This window comes from Melioribacteraceae bacterium (assembly GCA_030584085.1).
Classification (GTDB): domain Bacteria; phylum Bacteroidota; class Ignavibacteria; order Ignavibacteriales; family Melioribacteraceae; genus SURF-28.
Genome location: CP129490.1, coordinates 2,079,214 through 2,097,435, shown reverse-complemented (window position 1 = coordinate 2,097,435; position 18,222 = coordinate 2,079,214). Strand labels below are relative to the sequence as shown.

General features: G+C 34.1%; 20 protein-coding genes. 12 read left to right on the top strand and 8 right to left on the bottom strand.

The window, feature by feature from the left end:
- Positions 1 to 3: 3 nt before the first annotated feature.
- From QY331_09595 to QY331_09575, 5 genes are read right to left on the bottom strand one after another with little or no spacing between them, the layout of a single operon-like run.
- Positions 4 to 780 carry a hypothetical protein gene (locus QY331_09595; GenBank protein WKZ68206.1) on the bottom strand — a complete coding sequence of 259 codons (777 nt, stop codon included), beginning with the start codon at positions 778 to 780 and terminating at the stop codon, positions 4 to 6.
- Positions 777 to 1,244 (bottom strand): universal stress protein, encoded by a 468-nt coding sequence (locus QY331_09590; GenBank protein ID WKZ68205.1) that lies wholly within the window; start codon positions 1,242 to 1,244, stop codon positions 777 to 779. Before QY331_09590 ends, QY331_09595 begins: the two co-directional genes overlap by 4 nt.
- Positions 1,245 to 1,254: 10 nt before the next feature.
- Positions 1,255 to 1,791: a cyclic nucleotide-binding domain-containing protein gene (locus tag QY331_09585; GenBank protein ID WKZ68204.1), complete on the bottom strand. Its 537-nt coding sequence runs from the start codon at positions 1,789 to 1,791 to the stop codon at positions 1,255 to 1,257.
- 8 nt (positions 1,792 to 1,799) lie between these two features.
- Entirely contained in the window at positions 1,800 to 2,552 is a 753-nt protein-coding gene (locus QY331_09580) for a 1-(5-phosphoribosyl)-5-[(5-phosphoribosylamino)methylideneamino] imidazole-4-carboxamide isomerase (protein WKZ68203.1), read from the bottom strand.
- A complete protein-coding gene (locus QY331_09575; protein WKZ68202.1) occupies positions 2,553 to 3,698 on the bottom strand; it encodes an acyl-CoA dehydrogenase family protein in 1,146 nt (381 codons plus the stop codon).
- 137 nt (positions 3,699 to 3,835) lie between these two features.
- Between QY331_09575 and QY331_09570 the strand changes: the two genes are divergently transcribed.
- The 11 genes from QY331_09570 to QY331_09520 all read left to right on the top strand — a co-directional run bounded on the left by QY331_09570 (position 3,836) and on the right by QY331_09520 (position 14,456).
- Positions 3,836 to 4,663, top strand: a complete 828-nt coding sequence (locus QY331_09570) for a dienelactone hydrolase family protein (protein ID WKZ68201.1) — start codon at positions 3,836 to 3,838, stop codon at positions 4,661 to 4,663.
- Positions 4,664 to 4,675: 12 nt separating this feature from the next.
- On the top strand, positions 4,676 to 5,254 hold the full coding sequence (locus tag QY331_09565) for a biotin transporter BioY (protein ID WKZ68200.1): 579 nt from the start codon (positions 4,676 to 4,678) through the stop codon (positions 5,252 to 5,254).
- 74 nt (positions 5,255 to 5,328) lie between these two features.
- Positions 5,329 to 7,329 (top strand): (Fe-S)-binding protein, encoded by a 2,001-nt coding sequence (locus QY331_09560; protein WKZ68199.1) that lies wholly within the window; start codon positions 5,329 to 5,331, stop codon positions 7,327 to 7,329.
- 29 nt (positions 7,330 to 7,358) lie between these two features.
- A complete protein-coding gene (locus tag QY331_09555) occupies positions 7,359 to 7,547 on the top strand; it encodes a histone H1 (protein WKZ68198.1) in 189 nt (62 codons plus the stop codon).
- A 205-nt stretch (positions 7,548 to 7,752) separates the two neighbouring features.
- The gene (locus QY331_09550; GenBank protein ID WKZ68197.1) at positions 7,753 to 8,847 is read left to right on the top strand and encodes a CapA family protein; all 1,095 of its coding nucleotides are present in this window, start codon (positions 7,753 to 7,755) and stop codon (positions 8,845 to 8,847) included.
- Positions 8,848 to 8,911: 64 nt separating this feature from the next.
- The gene (locus QY331_09545) at positions 8,912 to 10,102 is read left to right on the top strand and encodes an MFS transporter (protein ID WKZ68196.1); all 1,191 of its coding nucleotides are present in this window, start codon (positions 8,912 to 8,914) and stop codon (positions 10,100 to 10,102) included.
- The gene (gene dusB / locus QY331_09540; GenBank protein ID WKZ68195.1) at positions 10,102 to 11,100 is read left to right on the top strand and encodes a tRNA dihydrouridine synthase DusB; all 999 of its coding nucleotides are present in this window, start codon (positions 10,102 to 10,104) and stop codon (positions 11,098 to 11,100) included. Before QY331_09545 ends, dusB begins: the two co-directional genes overlap by 1 nt.
- A 2-nt stretch (positions 11,101 to 11,102) precedes the next feature.
- A complete protein-coding gene (locus QY331_09535; protein WKZ68194.1) occupies positions 11,103 to 11,693 on the top strand; it encodes a phosphatase PAP2 family protein in 591 nt (196 codons plus the stop codon).
- Between the two features lies 1 nt (position 11,694).
- Positions 11,695 to 13,371, top strand: a complete 1,677-nt coding sequence (gene polX, locus QY331_09530) for a DNA polymerase/3'-5' exonuclease PolX (protein WKZ68193.1) — start codon at positions 11,695 to 11,697, stop codon at positions 13,369 to 13,371.
- Positions 13,372 to 13,383: 12 nt separating this feature from the next.
- The gene (locus QY331_09525) at positions 13,384 to 13,905 is read left to right on the top strand and encodes an adenine phosphoribosyltransferase (GenBank protein WKZ68192.1); all 522 of its coding nucleotides are present in this window, start codon (positions 13,384 to 13,386) and stop codon (positions 13,903 to 13,905) included.
- An 80-nt stretch (positions 13,906 to 13,985) separates the two neighbouring features.
- Entirely contained in the window at positions 13,986 to 14,456 is a 471-nt protein-coding gene (locus QY331_09520) for a DoxX family membrane protein (GenBank protein WKZ68191.1), read from the top strand.
- A 4-nt stretch (positions 14,457 to 14,460) separates the two neighbouring features.
- Here QY331_09520 and trmB read toward each other — a convergent pair whose 3' ends face one another.
- The gene (gene trmB, locus QY331_09515) at positions 14,461 to 15,102 is read right to left on the bottom strand and encodes a tRNA (guanosine(46)-N7)-methyltransferase TrmB (protein ID WKZ68190.1); all 642 of its coding nucleotides are present in this window, start codon (positions 15,100 to 15,102) and stop codon (positions 14,461 to 14,463) included.
- A 134-nt stretch (positions 15,103 to 15,236) separates the two neighbouring features.
- Here trmB and QY331_09510 point away from each other — a divergent pair, with 134 nt between their 5' ends.
- Positions 15,237 to 15,812, top strand: a complete 576-nt coding sequence (locus tag QY331_09510) for a four helix bundle suffix domain-containing protein (protein ID WKZ68189.1) — start codon at positions 15,237 to 15,239, stop codon at positions 15,810 to 15,812.
- A 52-nt stretch (positions 15,813 to 15,864) separates the two neighbouring features.
- Here the strand turns inward: QY331_09510 and rsmI are convergent, their stop codons facing one another.
- A complete protein-coding gene (rsmI, locus tag QY331_09505; protein ID WKZ68188.1) occupies positions 15,865 to 16,548 on the bottom strand; it encodes a 16S rRNA (cytidine(1402)-2'-O)-methyltransferase in 684 nt (227 codons plus the stop codon).
- A complete protein-coding gene (locus tag QY331_09500) occupies positions 16,549 to 18,204 on the bottom strand; it encodes an acyl-CoA carboxylase subunit beta (protein WKZ68187.1) in 1,656 nt (551 codons plus the stop codon).
- Positions 18,205 to 18,222 lie beyond the last annotated feature (18 nt).

The window sequence follows — 18,222 nt, the reverse complement described above, 5'->3', positions numbered from 1 at the left end:
TGACTAATCGGTTATAATTTTCGTTATATATTCATTAGGTATTTCTTCAAAATAATAGTTATTAATTTTTATTTTATTCTCTGTTCCAGAATAGATTTCTTTACTAGGCTTCTCATTGTTGTCGATCAAATTGTTTTTACTGAATTTTGTTTTATCAGCAATAACATAAAAGGGTTTACAGAATTCTTTACAAGCTAATGCTAGTAAATTACTTCCGACTTTATTAATTACTTTACCATTTTTTAATACTTTGTCAGCCCCGATAATGCCACAATCAACATTTTGTACTGCATTATAAATTTGTGCTTCTGTTATCAATGTAGTCTTAATTTTCGGAGAACTTAAATTTTCTGCTAAAATTCTTCCTTCAAGAATCGGTCTGCCTTCACTAACAATCACTTCGATTGATTCTTTCTCTGAAGCAGTTAACTTCAATATCTCTAAAATTGTTTTGCTATTTGAAATGGTTATAAATGAGTATAAATCCGAAATGAGTGGTTTGAAGGATCTGTAAATATTGTGGAATAAAATATCGTTATTATATTTATTCAAAAATTCCTTGATTGAATTTTCTTGATACGCAGCTCCGAGATTAGCAAGGAAATTTTGAATTGTTTGAAAATCGTGAAAGTGTTTTTGTAAAGATGAAATTAATTTTGGATTTATCTTATCATGATTGTTTCTTAGATAATGCAAAATTTTATCCAGTAATTCACGGCTTCCCGAAGTATTATCGGAAATGATATTAATTAATTCTTCCGGTAAATGATCAAAACTCATTTTTCAAATCGAAAACCCTTTATAGGTTCACGCAAAGTAAGAACAGGGCATGGTGCTTTACGAACAACCTTTTCAGCAGTACTTCCGAATAGTAAATGTTCAACACCGGTATGTCCGTGTGTAGCAATTATTATTAAATCAACATCTTCTTCGCGAGCGGTTTCAATTATTTCATAAAAAGGTTTACCGGTTTTGATTATTCTTTTTGATTTTAATTCACTACCAATTTCATTTTTTTCTAGTGTTTCTAATTCTGTCTCCACTCTTTCTGTCAGATTTTGATCCGTTGCGGGAATTGCAACTTGACCCATGCTAAAATCTGCGGGATAAATCATTGGTTCAATTACGGATACAAGACTCAACTCCGAATTAAATTGTTTTGCAAAATCAATTGCATATCTCAGCGCACGTTTCGAATAGTCGGAAAAATCGATTGGGACTAATATTTTTTTAAAGTTTGCCATGCTATTCCTCCTATTTTAGTTTTTCAACATAAAGAGAAAAATACTCGTCATTAACTCTTCGTAATCTGGTTGAAATAATAGTAGAAATCCCTTTCAGTATTTTTAAACCAGCTTTAGGATATCGCTCTATAAATTCATCCAAATCCGGTTTGAATATGACAGCTATGCTGCAAGCTTCTAAGGCAACTGCAGAACCCGATCTAACTTCATCATCTAATAAAGCAAGTTCACCAAAAAAATCACCTCGAGTTAGTGTTGCCATATCGATTGGTTCTTTATCATCAATAGATTGTTTTATAACAACTGAACCTTCTCTAACTATATATAATCCGATTCCTGGATCACCTTGATAAAAGATATATTCATTTGCTTCATAAACTCGATTGTGGATAATTTGCATAAGGAGTTTAATATATTTTCCCCTTAGATTTTCAAAAGGCGGCATTGCAAGAAGCAATTCTTCCAAATCGCTTTTTTCACCGGGCGTTTTGAATAAGTTTGCCCAAAAACTGCTTTTGCTTTTAATTAATTCTTGTGTTGTATCCATTTGTTCCTCTAATTAAATATTCCGGATTCGGCAACACGCCAGATTTTTTGACATGGAAATTTATTCTCATAAAGTGCACGGCCAATTATTACTGAATCAACTCTCTCATTCGACTCGTCCTGTACTTTCTTCAAATCTTCATATCCGCCAATTCCACCCGATAATGATACTTTAAGATTTGTGGCTTCCGCAATTTTATTTGATAACTGAATGTTTGGACCGTTCATCATACCGTTTGTTTTAACATCAGTTACAATGACTCTACAAACCCCTAACGATTCAAGATGTTTTGCATATTCAATAGGATTGACACCGGTTCTTTTTGTTCGACCTTTTATTACAACTTCGTTATCAATTACATCAATTGCCGCTGCAACCTTCAGCATTCCAAATTCATTTAGTATTTTAATAAATTCTTCCTCATTTTCAAATGCTAAACTGCCGACTACTATTCTAAAAACTCCTAAGTCGAATGCTCGTTTTGCATCATCGATGTTTGTAATGCCACCGCCGTATTCAATAGGAATTACTACGGACTCACAAATTTTTTTTATAATATTATAATTTTTATGTGAATGAAAATGTGATGAATCAAAATCCACAATGTGAATCGTCTTCGCATTTTCGGCTCTCCAAATCATTGCCATTTCAACCGGATCATCTCCGTAGGCAGAACAATTTAGTTCCGGTATTCCTTGAACGACTCTAACAATTTTACCGTCCTTTATATCTATACTCGGTATAACCAGCAATTTACGCATTTAAATTTTCCACTTACCGCCACTCTTAATCGATTTCCGGCTAATGATTAATTTTTGAATTTCACTTGTACCTTCAAATATACGCAAGATTCTTGCATCACGGTAATACCTTTCAATTGGTATCTCTCGCGAGAATCCCATTCCGCCATGAATTTGTAATGCCATATCTGCGACCTCTGAGACATTTTCTGAGCAGAATAATTTTACGATCGCTGCTTCTTGAGAGATATCTTGATCCCTTTCATATTTTGCAGCACATCTCAATAACATACTTTCCATAGCGTAAATTTTTGTTGTCATATCAGAAATCATAAATTGTATTGCTTGGAATTTTGCAATCTCTTGTCCAAATTGTTTCCTTTGTGTAGCGTAACTAACTGCAAGTTCCAACATTTCTTTTGCAGCACCAACAGAGCAAGCACCAATACCAAGTCTGCCCGCATCAAGCGTTTTCATCGCAATTAAAAATCCACGTCCCTCAGTTCCAATCATATTTTCAGAAGGAATTTCCACATTTTCAAAACTTATAGTGTTTGTTGTGCTTCCTTTTATACCAAGCTTCTTTTCATTAGGTCCAATTGAGACACCGGGGAAACTTTTCTCGACCACAAATCCGGTTATACCTTTTTCCGTTTTTGCAAAAACCGAAAAAACATCGGCAATCGCACCATTAGTTATCCAAACTTTTTCACCATTTAAAATCCATTTATCACCAACTTTTTTTGCAGAAGTCTTAAGATTAATAGCATCAGAACCCGCTTCAGATTCTGTTAATGCAAATGCCGCAATTTTTTTACCGCTACACAAAGAGGGGAGATATTTTTGCTTTAATTCTTCCGATCCTCCGATAAATATTGCATTTGTACCAATAGAAATATGAGCGCCGATAAAAGCCGCAGTTGATCCGCAAGCTCGGGTTACTTCTTCTTGAGCTATGCAATATCCAATTTCGCCAAAACCTCCACCACCATATTCTTCAGGAAACGGAGTGCCAAGGATTCCAACTTCACCTAGTTTTTTTATTAATTCTTTAGGAATTTCTTCATTTTGATCAATTTTTGCAGCAATTGGACGAATTTCTGCATTTGTAAAATCACGAACCATTTTTCTTAGAATTTCGTGATCTTCAGAAAAGGAATAATTCATTAATTTCTCCATTGTTAAAATCTTTCAAAAAATAAGCATTTAAGAGGTAAAAAATAAATTTAATCGATCCAAAGACATTATTTTTATTTTAATATAAAATCTTGACTTTTCAGCGTCTAATAGGCATATTTAAGTCTATGAGCAAAGATTATGTGCTAGAAACAAATGACAATGAAAAGATTCGCATTAGGACATTTGGTAAAAGTGAAAATCCGTGTATAATTTTTGTACATGGATTTAAAGGTTTTAAAGATTGGGGATTTGGACCATATTTATCAAACTTTTTTGCGGAGAAAGGTTTTTTTGTTATTACATTTAATTTTTCGCTGAATGGTGTGGGTGAAAGTTTAACAGAATTTGATGAACTTGAAAAATTTGCACAGAATACATTTTCAAGGGAAATCGATGAATTGAATTTAATTATTCGTTCTTACCGTGATGGTTTTTTCACTGAAAATATTTCTTCTAAAAGAATTGGATTATTAGGACATAGCAGGGGTGGCGCAATATCAATTTTAACTTCCTCTCAAAACGAAAATGTTAATGCGGTTTCTACTTGGTCTGCAATTGCTAAATTAGATCGATATTCAGATCGTCAAAAAAAGGATTGGAAGGAAAAAGGTTATTTTGAAGTGTTAAATTCCAGAACCAATCAGATGATGAGAATGAACTTAACCTTTCTGATAGATATTGAACAAAATCAAAATGACAAATTAAATATTGAGAACGCAGTTAAAAAATTAAAGAAACCTTTGTTCATTGCGCATGGTGATCAAGATTTGGCAGTACCTATAGATGAAGGAAATTTACTGTATAATTGGTCTGATAAAAATAATACCGAAATATTTGTAGTTCATAATGCCGGACACACATTTAATATTCAGCATCCTTTTTCCGGAAGTAACGATAAGTTTGAAAAAGTATTAAACGAAACAAATAAATTCTTCAAAAAGCACTTAAATTAGTTAGGGGTAGAAATGTTAGTAAAAGAGAAAATTAAGCCGAATGTGTTTGTAGAATTATTGAGTAAAGTTACAACTACTCAATTATTCTGGATAGTAAGTTTTTCAATATTGACCGTTTTTGCTGCACAAGTCAGCATTCCAATAAAACCGGTTCCATTTACATTGCAAACTATGTTAGTAATTTTATCAGGCGCATTTCTTGGTGCAAGAAACGGTGCAATCAGTCAAATTTTATACTTAACTGTTGGAGCTATTGGACTTCCAGTATTTGCTAACTTTAGTTTAGGCATCCAAACATTATTTGGTCCTACCGGTGGATATTTGATTGCATTTCCGGTAGCAGCATTTTTAGTCGGTTCAATTCTTGAGAAAAAGAGATCACTTTTAACAATCTCTTTGGCAATGATTCTCGGAACTCTAACCATTTTACTTTCCGGTGCAGCATATCTCTCATTATTCTTTGATGGGAATTTCAATCAAGCTTTGCTTTCCGGAGTCTTAATCTTTTCACTTTGGGATATTGTAAAGATTTCTGCAGCTGTAAGTATTTATTATGCATTTTCTAAAAAATATCCAAAACTTCCGGCATAAATTTTATTAAGGGATTTCCTAAGATGGGAATCCCTTTTGTTTTTGTTCTTTTTGATCACATAAATTAAGGTACGATGGAATTAAAAAATATCATCTTTGTTATTGTATTAATTTCCGCATTCTCATTTCTTGTTTATAATGTAAAGAGATTGATTAGTTATCTTACGATTGGTCAGAATGAAGATCGATTTGATAAACCTTCCGAAAGATTTAAAAATGTTTTAAAAATTGCATTTGGTCAAAGTAAAATTTTGCGAGATCCAATCGCCGGCACAATCCACTTTTTAATATTCTGGGGATTCATGCTTTTCCTTGTAGCCGTGTTAGAAGCATTAATCCAAGGTATTTATTCTCCATTTGATTTAGAATTTTTGGGCCCGTTGTTGGCAGTTATTACTTTAATAAAAGATATTTTTGGTTTGCTAGTCGTTTTTTCAGTTTTATTCGCTTTATATAGAAGGTACATACAAAAAGTTGATAGACTTGACGTGGGTAAAGGCGGACAAATTGATGCAACAATAATTCTATCGATGATCTTACTTGTTGTACTTTCAATGTTCGGACAAAGTGCAGCTCATATTGCAAAAAATGGTTTTGTATTAGCAGAATTTGAAGTTTATCCAATCTCTACTCAATTAGCATCGATGTTTTATGAAAGTGGAAGTTCAAATGCAGATCTTTCATATGAAATATTTTGGTGGATTCACATTCTTGTGATTTTTGTTTTTATGAACTACTTACCTTACTCTAAACATCTCCATGTCTTTAGTTCAATCCCAAATGTATATTTCACAAAACTTGATGATAAAAAATACAGAGTAAAACCGCTTAATTTGGAAGACGAAAATATTGAGCAGTTTGGTGCTGCTGATGTTGAGCATCTATCTTGGAAACAACTTTTAGATGGTTATGCTTGTACAGAATGCGGAAGATGTACTGATGTTTGTCCGGCAGCTAATACAGGCAAAAAATTATCACCCAGAAAAATTATAGTAGATATCAGGCATAGATTAGAAGAAAAGGCGCCATATGTCTTAGCTGGTAATACAGAGATAGAGGGCATATCAGATAAGACATTGGTGCATGATTATATAACCGATGAAGAATTATGGGCTTGCACAACTTGTAATGCTTGTGTGTATGAGTGTCCGGTTACAATTGAACATGTTGATTCAATAATTGATATGCGACGAAATTTAGTGTTGATGGAATCTCAGTTTCCAAGTGAATTGAATACAATATTTAAAAATCTAGAAACTAACTTCACTCCTTGGGCTTTCAATCATCAAGATAGAGCAAATTGGGCTGAAGGGATGAATATCAAGACAATGGCTGAAGATTCTGATACTGAAGTTTTATTCTGGGTTGGTTGCGCAGGTTCTTATGATGATAGATATAAAAAAGTAACAAAAGCTTTTGCATCATTAATGCAGAAAGCCGGAGTTAATTTTAGAATTTTAGGTACCGAAGAAAAATGTAATGGGGATACTGCACGAAGACTAGGGAATGAGTATCTTGCTCAAATGATGATGCAGGAGAACATAGAAACACTCAATAATTATAATGTTAAAAAAATTGTAACAGGTTGCCCGCATTGTTATAATTCAATAAAAAATGAATTCCCGCAATTTGGTGGAAATTATGAAGTATTACATCACACTGAAATGATAGAACAAATGTTGAATGAAGGTAAAATTGAATTAGTAGATGAAGAAATTAAATCAAAGGTTACTTTCCATGATTCTTGTTATCTTGGAAGATATAATGATATTTATGATTCTCCGCGTAATCCGTTAAAAAAAGTAAAAGGTTTAGAACTTGTTGAAATGGAAAGAAATAAGGATAAAGGTTTTTGCTGTGGAGCCGGTGGCGGAAGGATGTTTTTAGAAGAAACCGAGGGACAAAGAATAAACGAAAACAGAACCGAAGAAGCATTAAAAACTAGTGCTGACACAATTGCTTCTGCTTGTCCGTTTTGCATGACGATGATGACGGACGGCGTTAAATCGTTTAGTAAGCAAGAAGATGTAGATGTAAAAGATATTGCGGAAATTATTCTCGCTAATTCAAAATAACTAACTACCATTTCATTAAGGAGGTCTAAATGAGTGAGTCTTATCAAAAACTTTTTGATCATTTAAGAACACTTGAGCAGGACGTAGAAAAATTCTACGTAAAAGGGCAAGCTGCTGCAGGTACAAGAGTTCGCAAAGGATTGAGTGAATTAAAGAAAATGGCTCAAGACATGCGAAACGAAATTCAAGATCTTAAAAACAGTCGTAAGGAAGGTTAATTCTACAAAGTTTTTACGACTATTTTAGTTTAAGACCGTTCGATATATTATATTTCTTCCTTCGAACGGTCTTTTATTTTTTATGAATCTTAATAACAAATTCTTTTCAATATTTCTTCTGTGCGGGATATTAATTTTATTTATCTCTGAGGCGCTCGTTCCGTCTACTAACGATAAAGTAGATCAAATCAATATTAAAGATTCTGTGACAATAGTAAATTTCAGCGTTGTTGGTGATTTAATGTGTCACTCTGTACAATATAAATATGCCAAAAGTGACAGTGGATACGATTTCTCAGAAAATTTTGAAATCATAAAACCTTTTTTAAAAGATGCTGATTTTACTTTCGGAAATCTTGAAACTGTTCTTGCCGGCGAAAAGGTTGGTTATTCTGGTTATCCTTTATTTAACTCGCCGGATGAATATTTGTATGCAATAAAAGATGCCGGATTCGATTTACTAGTTACCGCAAATAATCATTCCCTCGATAAAGGAAAAAAAGGTTTATTAAGAACAATTGAACAAATTAAAGAATCGGGAATTTATCATACCGGTACATTTTCATCACAATTCGAAAGAGATTCGATAATAATTTATGAAGCGAAAGGTTTAAGATTTGCTCTGCTTGCATATTCTTATGGTACCAATGGAATGCAAATTCCAAAAGGGGAGCAATATTTAATTAATCTGATTGATACTACTTTGATTAAGAATGATATTCAAAAAGCAAAAAATTTATTCCCGGATCTAGTTTTGGTTTATTTCCATTTTGGTGATGAGTATAAAACAAAACCGTCTTTGTATCAGCAAGATATCGTAAATAAAACTATAAGTTACGGCGCGGATATTATTATCGGGAGTCATCCTCATGTACCTCAACCAATCGAGTTTTTCAAAACTAATAACGGTAATTTAGATTCAGGATTTGTGGCTTATTCATTAGGGAATTTTATTTCTAATCAACGGTGGAGATATTCCGATAGCGGGCCAATATTAAATTTTAGTATTGTTAAAAATAATCTTGATAAATCAATTCATCTGCATGAAATAAAAGTAATTCCTACATGGGTTTTCAAAGGTAAACGAAACGAAAATCTCGACTATGTAATAATTCCTTCTGATTCTGTCATTAATAAAGATTTGTATCCATTCATGACAGAAAATGATTGGTCGGCATTTAAACAAAGTTATTATGACATAGTGGAAATCTTGAGTTCAATCTCAAATAAGATAAAATTTTATTCACCATATTCTGAGTTTCTTGACTACCTTAAAAGAATTAACATCTACCCAAACTAATCAAATCTGAAAAAAGGGATAATATTTCTTATTTTTGAAATCCTTTTTGGAATTAAATCGCGAAATGAAAAAAGCTTCACTAAGTGTAATATTTATAACTGTTTTTATAGATCTTATGGGATTTGGAATTCTTATTCCAATTCTGCCAACATTTGCATCTAAAGAACTTGCAATATCAGATTTTGGAATCGGTGTCATCATCGCGATATTCTCTTTAGTTCAATTTTTATTTAATCCTGTTCTTGGGAAATTATCAGATAAGATCGGCAGACGACCTGTGATTCTAGGTTCACTTTTATTCACGGTTGTCTCATATATACTGTTCAGCTTTTCAGATACATTTTTAATGTTGTTCGTTTCACGTTTGTTAGCCGGATTTGGCGGAAGTAATATTGGTGTTGCTCAAGCTTATATTGCAGACATAACTTCGAAAGAAGAAAGATCAAAGGGAATGGGATTGATCGGTGCCGCCTTTGGTCTCGGTTTTGTATTCGGGCCTATGATCGGAGGGTTTCTTTCCAAATATGGTTACGATATTGCCGGACTAGGTGCTGCCGGGATTTCGTTTTTGGCATTTATCTTCGCAATCTTTGCTTTACCGGAATCGAACTTAGCCAAAACTGAATCTAAGAAATTCGAAATAAAATTATTTGATTTAAAGTTTACCAAAGAAACGATGAAACGTCCGGTAATCGGTACGATGATTTTGCTTTTTTTTATAATCGTTTTTTCGATGGCTAACATTTACGGAACATTTTCGATTATTGCATATAAAGTTTATCATTTTACTGATCAGGAAATCGGATACTTATTCGGGTTAATAGGAATTATTGGAGCGGTTATTCAAGGTGGCGCAATTCGCTATATTTCCAACAAGTTTTCCGATCGTTCCTTAGTTCTTTGGGGTACTATCCTAATGTCGATCGGGTTAGGCATGATACCTTACGGACAGAATTTTATTGGTGTCGCCATCGTTGCTTCAATTCTTGCAATTGGAACAGGATTGCTTCAACCAACAATTCTGAGCATGATATCAAGATTTTCTCCCGATCATGAACAAGGTGCCATATTAGGATTGAATCAATCTGCGTCAGCGTTTGCCAGAGTATTAGGACCGCTTTGGGGAGGATTTTCTTATGACTTTTTAGGGTATGAAGCACCTTTTTTGACCGGTGCATTTTTTACTCTATTAACTTTTTTGATTGTATTAATATTCTTAAATTCACAACAACTTGAACAAGCTGCAGAAACATAATGTGGAAAATTGGTAATTCGGAAATAAAAAATGCTTTGCTTCTCGCTCCAATGGAAGATGTCACCAATATTGGATTCAGAAAGTTATGCAAAGAATTCGGTGCGGATGTCGTATATACGGAGTTTGTAAATTCGGATGGATTGATTCGCAAGAATGAAAAAACTCATAAAAAACTTCGTATCAGTGATGAAGAGCGTCCTGTTGGCATTCAAATTTACGGTGGTAATTTAGAACCGATGATTGAAGCTGCGAAAATAGCTGAAGTTGAGAATCCGGATATAATAGATATAAATGCCGGATGCTGGGTAAAAAAAGTTGCCGGAAGAGGTGCTGGTGCCGGACTTCTTAAGGATCCGCCATACATGCAAAAAATGGTTGATGAAATTGTAAAAGCAGTAAATATACCCGTAACAGTTAAAACAAGAATCGGTTGGGATCAAGATAGTATTATGATTCTTGAGATAGCTAAAAGATTGGAAGATGTTGGTGCTGCTGCTTTGACAATTCATTGCAGAACCAGGCAGCAAGGGCATAAAGGTGATCCTGATTGGAGTTGGATTCCAAAAATAAAAGAAGTAGTAAATATTCCGGTTGCGGTAAATGGCGGAATAATGACTCCAGAAGATGCAAAACTTGCATTCGAACAAACCGGTGCAGATGCTGTAATGATAGCACGCGGAGCAATTGGTAATCCTTGGATTTTTAGCCAAACAAAAGAATTAATTGAAAATGGAAAACTTCCTTCTGAACCATCTTTAGAAGACAAAATAAAAGTAACACTTCAACATCTTAGATATGAAATCGCAAGAGCAGATAACGAGAGATGGGCTGTAATTCCGTTTAGAAAATTTTATTCCGGTTATCTAAAAGGATTTCATCACGTTTCAAAAATTCGCCAAGAAATTATGAAGTATGAATCTTACGAACCGATTGAAGAATTGTTATTAACTTATTTGGAAGAAATTAAAAACTCTCCTCATTACGAACAAGCGGTTTAAAATTGCTTATTCTTAAAAAAGCTGCCAGAATAATATCGGATTTATTCATTCCACCGACTTTCAATCTTCTCGGATTTATACTAATTGCTTTTCAAACTGAGGAACTCGCATCAAATAGAATTACAATTATTCTTTCATCTGTAATCTTTGGTGTACTTCTTCCAATCATGATCTTTACAATATTGCGAAAGAAAAATTTAATTTACGATAACGATGCGTTAATAAAAGAGCAGCGTTATATACCTTACTATGCGTCAATAGCCTTAAGTATATTAGGAATGATCTATATCGAAATATTTGCAGAGAATGAATATACATTCTATTACTGGTTAACACTTGGTATTTCTACACTAGGATTAACAATTATAAATTATTACTGGAAGATCAGTGCTCACGCAATTGGTGTCGCCGGTTTTTTGGCTTTGTTGTGGTTGTTAGAGAGTGATTTATTTGGGTACTTTATTGTAATACTAATCTTAATCGGATTATCTCGATTTATTCTCAAAGTTCACACACCATTGCAAATTATGATGGGTTCTATTTATGGATTTTTCGTAACATTAGTTTTAATGAAAATTTTTATCGGGAGCTAATATGTCTCTCAAAAAAGAAATAATAAATTTACTTGAAGAGATGGCCGAATTAATGGAATTCGATGGGCAGAATCGATTTAAGGTGAATGCTTTTCGTAATGGAGCGAATGTTATTAGAAGATTGGAAGGGGATATAGAGGAAATAATCAACAATAAATCAATTCAAGAAGTAAAGGGAATAGGTAAGGGACTTCAGCAAGTTATATATGAATTTTATGAAACCGGCAGCGCAAAAGAATATGAAGAATTAATTAAAAATATTCCCTCTGGAATTTATGATATATTAAAAATAAGAGGGCTTGGTGCTAAGAAAGTAAAAACGTTATATAATGAATTGGGAATCGATACATTAGAAAAATTGGAGCAAGCTTGTTCTTCGGGAAGAATTGCTGATCTAAAGGGGTTCGGAGAAAAATCTTCCGAAAAGATTTTGGAGGAAATAAAACGATTAAAAAGAACAAGCGGTTACATGTTATTAAGCTTAGCCTTGGATCGGAGCAAGCAAATTGTTGAGATTCTTTCACAATTAAAATCTATTCAAAAAGTGGAATTAACGGGTGAACTTAGACGAATTCGAGAAATTATTTCACAGATTGAGTTGATTTGTCAAGTTGATAATCAAGAAAAATTTATTGTAGAGATATCTAAGTTGTTTGAATATAATAAAATAAACCCCTCTTCCTCAAGTTCATTTTACCAATTGAAGAGCGAAGAACATGGCGATTTTATTTTACATGTTACATCGGAAAAATATTATGAGATTACCTTGCTCCACACAACCGGATCGTTAGAATTTATTCAAAAAATGCATGATCCCAGCAAAATTAAAGACATAACTGAAAAAGAATATTTCAATTCAAATAATCTGATATATGTGCAACCGGAAATGAGAGAAATAAATTATTTTGATCTTCCAGAGAAGCTGCGGGAGCAAAGCGATTTATCAGCGGAGCACTTCAAAGGATTCTTTCATTTTCATACTACATATTCGGACGGGAATAATTCGCTTCCCGAAATGATAGATGAGGTGGCACGCCAAGGATTTATATATGCAGCGGTTTGTGATCACAGTAAATCAGCGTTTTATGCTAATGGATTGAAAGAAGATCGGATTCTACAGCAAAGGAAAGAAATTGATGATTTCAATAAATCGAGTAAAATAAAAGTTTATCATGGAATTGAAAGTGATATTCTAAAAGATGGTTCTTTGGATTACTCTGAAGATATTTTATCTGAATTTCAATTCATTGTTGCTTCAATACATTCTCTTTTTAATCTAAGTGAAGTTGAGATGACAAATAGAATAATTAGAGCAGTTGAAAATCCTTATACTGATATCTTAGCTCATCCAACCGGTCGACTCCTTTTATCACGTGATGGTTATAAAGTTAACATCAAAAAAGTTATTGATGCATGTGTTGCTAATCGTGTTGCAATTGAAATAAATGCAAATCCTCATCGGTTGGATTTAGATTGGCGAAATCTATATTACGCGCGCGAAAAAGGATGTTTGATTAGTATAAATCCGGATGCGCATTCAACCGAAGGAGTTAGTAATATTGAGTATGGAATTATGATTGCTAGAAAAGCGGGCGTTCAACCTGCAGAAGTACTAAATTGTTATGAAGAAAAAGAATTTATTAAATTCATAAACAGGAAAGTGAAAAGAACAACTTAACAAGAGGTTATCATGGATATTAAATCATTAATCAGAGACGTTCCCGATTTCCCGATTAAAGGAATTGTCTTTAAAGATATTACTACGCTATTAAAAAGCGCTAGAGGATTGAAGGCGGTAAGTGATGAATTATTTGAATTAGCAAAGGGAAAGCAGATTAATAAAGTTGTCGGAATCGAATCGCGCGGATTTATTTTTGGATGTCTGCTTGCCGAAAAATTAGATGCCGGGTTTGTCCCGATTCGTAAACCCGGTAAACTGCCTGCCGAAACTCTTAGCGAAACTTATACTCTTGAATATGGTGAAGACAAAATTGAAATCCATAAAGATGCTATTGAGCCGGGAGATAAAATTCTTTTACACGATGATCTGCTTGCAACCGGCGGTACAATGGAAGCCGCAGCAAAATTAATTCAAAAAATGGGTGGGGAAATTATTCAAATTTCTTTTTTAATTGAGTTGAACTTTCTTAAAGGAAGAGAAAAGTTAAAGAATTATGATGTTCATTCACTGATTCAATACGAAAGTGAGTAACTTTGAAACATTAACTTAATTTTGTAGTAAAATTAGCCCACGATCATCGTGGGTTCTTTGTATAAACTAACGGAATAAAAATGACGACATATGAAGATAAATTTGTAAACAAACACTTAAAAAATCTCGATAATATTTTGGTGAACTGGATGTCCCGTTTCGGACTTTTAGTTCTCAGAATTGGACTAGGAATAGTTTTCTTTTGGTTCGGTGCATTGAAATTCTTCCCGGGATTAAGTCCCGCAGAAGGATTGGTTCGTAACACAATTTATTTCATAAATCCGGATTTATTTTTACCTGTTTTGGCAGCTTGGGAAACTTTGATCGGCATCGGATTAATTTGGGGAAAGTATATGAGATTAACTCTTTTACTACTTTTTCTTCAAATGCCGGGAACTGCTTTACCAATACTTGTTTTACCGGATGTCGTTTGGACAAATTTTCCATTTGGTTTAACGCTTGAGGGACAATACATTATAAAAAATTTAGTATTAATTGGCGCCGGACTTGTATTAGGTGCAACAGTTAGGGGAGAGTCAAAAACAAAGTAACTTCTTACAAGACAAATTCAATATATTTTATTTTTCTTCCTTCTTTCAAGTAATATTTTTCGTAGCGTGTTTTTATCTTTTTTATTTCATCTAATTCATTTACAGAATATAGATCATCGCTGTTGAACAAGATGGTTGCTTTCACCTTATGTAAAACTTCCAAAGCATAATTGTAGAGAAAATCATCATCTGTTTTTAGATGAATATGTCCGCCCGGTATTATAATCTGCTTATAAATTTCCAAAAATCTTGATGAGACCAATCTTTTTCTTTCTGCTCTTCTTTTTACATGAGGTTCGGGGAATGTGATGAAAATTTCTTCAATCTTGGTATTCGTAAAAAACTCGGGTAACTTGTTGGCATTGATCCATAAAAAAGCCCCGTTGGTTATATTTTCTTCTAATGCTTTCTTAGCACCGATATAAATTCTGGCACCTTTGAAATCAATTCCGATAAAATTCCTTTCTGGAAAAAGTTGAGCTAACGAAATTATATAATCTCCTTCACCACAGCCAATTTCTAAGGAAATTGAATTAGAGTTTCCAAAATATTTAAGCAAATCTTCTTCAGTTTTTCCGGCTTTATAATCAAAAACATTTTCGAAAGAAGTTACTTCTTTTAATTTTTTGTGTTTTGTGCGAGCCATATTTCCAACATTTTAAGTGTAAAATTAGTAAGAACATGTTTGTTAAAAAAATCAAAGAACTGTTACCATTAATGTGCATTTAAAACTTCATTTAATTGATTTATTAAAAAGGTATAAAGTGAAATAGAACAGTTATGTCAGAGAAGCAATTTAATAAAGATGGTTTTATTCCTAAACATGGTGGTTATCAGAATCTGTTATCGTATAAAAAGGCTGAAATCATTTATGACGGTACAGTTTATTTTTGTCATCGTTTTTTTGCTAAATACGACCGTGCCATTGGGCAAATGATTCAAGCGGCTCGTTCTGGTAAACAAAACATTGCAGAAGGAAGTATGTTCTCTGCCACTTCTAAAGAAGCTGAAATCAAATTGACGAATGTTGCTAGATCTAGTCTAGAAGAATTATTAAATGATTATAGGGATTTTTTAAGAACAAATAAATATAGTGAGTGGCATAAAGATCATCCTTATGCAAAGCGTTTAAGAGAATTAAACAGAGACCCGGACGCAACTTATGATTCGCTTAAGAAAGGAATTGAACATGAAAATCCTGAGATTTGTGCCAATGTTTTAATAGGTTTAATAAAAGTTGCCAAGTATTTATTAACAAAACAGATAGCAAAACTCGAACAAGAATTTTTAAATGAAGGTGGAATAAAAGAAAGAATGGCTAAATCGAGATATGACAAGCGTAGAAAAGAACGCTAATGACAAAAGGGACATTGCAATTGTCGCTTGAGTCCCTGAGGTCCTTAAAAAATTAGCATAACCAATTTTTCGGAGCAATCAAAACTACAAACTCACCTTTAGTAATTTTGTTTGGTAAATCCTCAAGTAATTCTTTTGCTGTTCCGCGCCATGTTTCTTCGAATTTTTTTGTGAGCTCTCTGCAGACTACAACTATTCTTTCAGGAATGTACTCGTTAAGTTCGATTAAAAGTTTTTCAATTCTATAAGTCGATTCGTACAGAACTATGGTACGGTTTTCTTCCGCAAGTTCTTTTAGTTTTTTCTGTCTTCCTTTTTTCTGTGGGAGAAATCCTTCGAAGAGAAATGAATCAGTCGGCAGTCCGGCGATACTCAATGCTGCTATCGCGGCATTCACACCAGGGATAGATACAACTTCAATTTCTTCTTTAATTGCGGCACTGACTAATCTAATGCCGGGATCTGAAATTGTCGGAGTTCCCGCATCGGAGACAAGTGCGGCGTTTTGCCCGCTTTTTATTCTCTCCAATACTGCTGGAATTTTTCTCTCTTCGGATTGAGCATTAAATGAAAATAACTCTTTTGAGATATCATATTCCTTCAAAAGGAATCCCGTTACACGGGTATCTTCGCAAATTACAAAATCGACTTCTTTGAGTGTTTCAATTGCACGAAAAGTAATATCTTTCAAATTACCGATAGGAGTTGCAACAATATATAATTTACCGGGCTGCATCTATGTTTGAATTACACCGACATTAAATTTCGGCATTACAGGATTGTGATCAGCTACTTCCAAACTCATAGAAATATATTCACGAGTTTTAGCCGGATCGATAACTTCATCAACCCATAATCTTGCTGCTGCATAAAGTGCGGAACTTGAGTCATCGTAAGCTTTTCTAATTTGATCTTCTAATTTCTTTTTGTCAAAATCGGAAAATTCTTTACCTTCTTTTTGAAGTTGTTTCATCTTGATATCTAATAAAACACCCCCGGCTTGTGCAGAACCCATAACAGAAATTTTTGCATTAGGATATGCATAAATGAAACGGGGATCGTAAGCTTTGCCGCACATTGCATAATTGCCTGCGCCAAAACTGTTGCCGACAATAATTGTAATTTTTGGAACGGTCGAATTTGCTACAGCGTTTACCATCTTCGCACCGTCTTTAATTATTCCGCCGTGTTCGGCTTTGCTTCCTACCATAAATCCCGTTACATCCTGCAAGAAAACTAGCGGTATGTTTTTTTGGTTGCAGTTCATTATAAACCGTGTTGCTTTATCCGCGCTGTCCGAATAAATAACACCGCCGATTTGCATTTCACCTTTTGCACTTTTTACAATCTTGCGTTGGTTTGCAACTATGCCAACCGACCAACCGTCAATTCTGGCATAAGCACAAATTATTGTTTGACCGTAATCCGGTTTGTATTCATCAATCTCAGAGTTATCAACAATTCTAGCGAGCAGTTCGTGTGTATCATATTGTTTTAATTGATCTTCGGGAAGTACACCGTAAATCTCTTTTTGATCGAACTTTGGTTTAACGGGTTTTATTCTGTTAAATCCGAAACGGGGAGTTGGTCCTTTTTTATCTACCAAATTTCTAATCATCTGCAGACATTCTTCATCGTTTTTCATCACATAATCTGTAACACCGGAAATGTTTGTTTGAACATGTGCACCACCGAGACTTTCATTGTCGATTACTTCACCAATTGCAGCTTTCACAAGATGTGAACCGGCAAGAAATACCGAACCTTCTCCTTCGACAATTAATGCTTCATCACTCATTATAGGTAAGTAAGCACCGCCGGCAACGCACGGACCCATAATTGCGGCAATCTGAGGAATACCCATTGCACTCATTTGTGCGTTGTTCCTAAAAATTCTTCCGAAGTGTTCTTTATCGGGAAAGATATCTTCTTGTAAAGGAAGAAAAACTCCTGCGCTATCAACGAGATAAATGATAGGGAGGTGGTTTTCCATTGCAATTTCCTGAGCACGTAAATTTTTCTTTGCAGTCAGCGGAAACCATGCACCGGCTTTTACTGTTGCATCATTGGCGACTATTAAATGTTTCTTACCGTGAATTTCTCCAACGCCGTAAACTGTCCCGGCACTCGGAGCGCCGCCCCATTCTTCATAAATTTCATGTGCAGTAAAGGTGTTTAGTTCGTAAAAAACAGATTTCTCATCTATAAGTTTTGCAATCCGTTCTCGAGCAGTGAGTTTGCCTTTTGCTTTCTGTTTTTCAATTGCTTTCTTCCCACCGCCAAGTTCTGTTACTTCACGAACTGCACCAAGTTTACGAACTAAATTTTTGTAGAAGTCTTCTCTTTTTAGGAAGTCTTCTTTTTGGTTTATGTCAGTTCCGATTTTTGTCATTATTTGTATCTCAAAATT

Bases quoted from the DNA above. Each gene is read 5' to 3' on its own strand.
- QY331_09595 (WKZ68206.1), bottom strand. From the start codon at position 780: ATGAGTTTTGATCATTTACCGGAAGAATTAATTAATATCATTTCCGAT.
- QY331_09590 (WKZ68205.1), bottom strand. From the start codon at position 1,244: ATGGCAAACTTTAAAAAAATATTAGTCCCAATCGATTTTTCCGACTAT.
- QY331_09585 (WKZ68204.1), bottom strand. From the start codon at position 1,791: ATGGATACAACACAAGAATTAATTAAAAGCAAAAGCAGTTTTTGGGCA.
- QY331_09580 (WKZ68203.1), bottom strand. From the start codon at position 2,552: ATGCGTAAATTGCTGGTTATACCGAGTATAGATATAAAGGACGGTAAA.
- QY331_09575 (WKZ68202.1), bottom strand. From the start codon at position 3,698: ATGAATTATTCCTTTTCTGAAGATCACGAAATTCTAAGAAAAATGGTT.
- QY331_09570 (WKZ68201.1), top strand. From the start codon at position 3,836: ATGAGCAAAGATTATGTGCTAGAAACAAATGACAATGAAAAGATTCGC.
- QY331_09565 (WKZ68200.1), top strand. From the start codon at position 4,676: ATGTTAGTAAAAGAGAAAATTAAGCCGAATGTGTTTGTAGAATTATTG.
- QY331_09560 (WKZ68199.1), top strand. From the start codon at position 5,329: ATGGAATTAAAAAATATCATCTTTGTTATTGTATTAATTTCCGCATTC.
- QY331_09555 (WKZ68198.1), top strand. From the start codon at position 7,359: ATGAGTGAGTCTTATCAAAAACTTTTTGATCATTTAAGAACACTTGAG.
- QY331_09545 (WKZ68196.1), top strand. From the start codon at position 8,912: ATGAAAAAAGCTTCACTAAGTGTAATATTTATAACTGTTTTTATAGAT.
- dusB (WKZ68195.1), top strand. From the start codon at position 10,102: ATGTGGAAAATTGGTAATTCGGAAATAAAAAATGCTTTGCTTCTCGCT.
- polX (WKZ68193.1), top strand. From the start codon at position 11,695: ATGTCTCTCAAAAAAGAAATAATAAATTTACTTGAAGAGATGGCCGAA.
- QY331_09525 (WKZ68192.1), top strand. From the start codon at position 13,384: ATGGATATTAAATCATTAATCAGAGACGTTCCCGATTTCCCGATTAAA.
- QY331_09520 (WKZ68191.1), top strand. From the start codon at position 13,986: ATGACGACATATGAAGATAAATTTGTAAACAAACACTTAAAAAATCTC.
- trmB (WKZ68190.1), bottom strand. From the start codon at position 15,102: ATGGCTCGCACAAAACACAAAAAATTAAAAGAAGTAACTTCTTTCGAA.
- QY331_09510 (WKZ68189.1), top strand. From the start codon at position 15,237: ATGTCAGAGAAGCAATTTAATAAAGATGGTTTTATTCCTAAACATGGT.
- rsmI (WKZ68188.1), bottom strand. From the start codon at position 16,548: ATGCAGCCCGGTAAATTATATATTGTTGCAACTCCTATCGGTAATTTG.
- QY331_09500 (WKZ68187.1), bottom strand. From the start codon at position 18,204: ATGACAAAAATCGGAACTGACATAAACCAAAAAGAAGACTTCCTAAAA.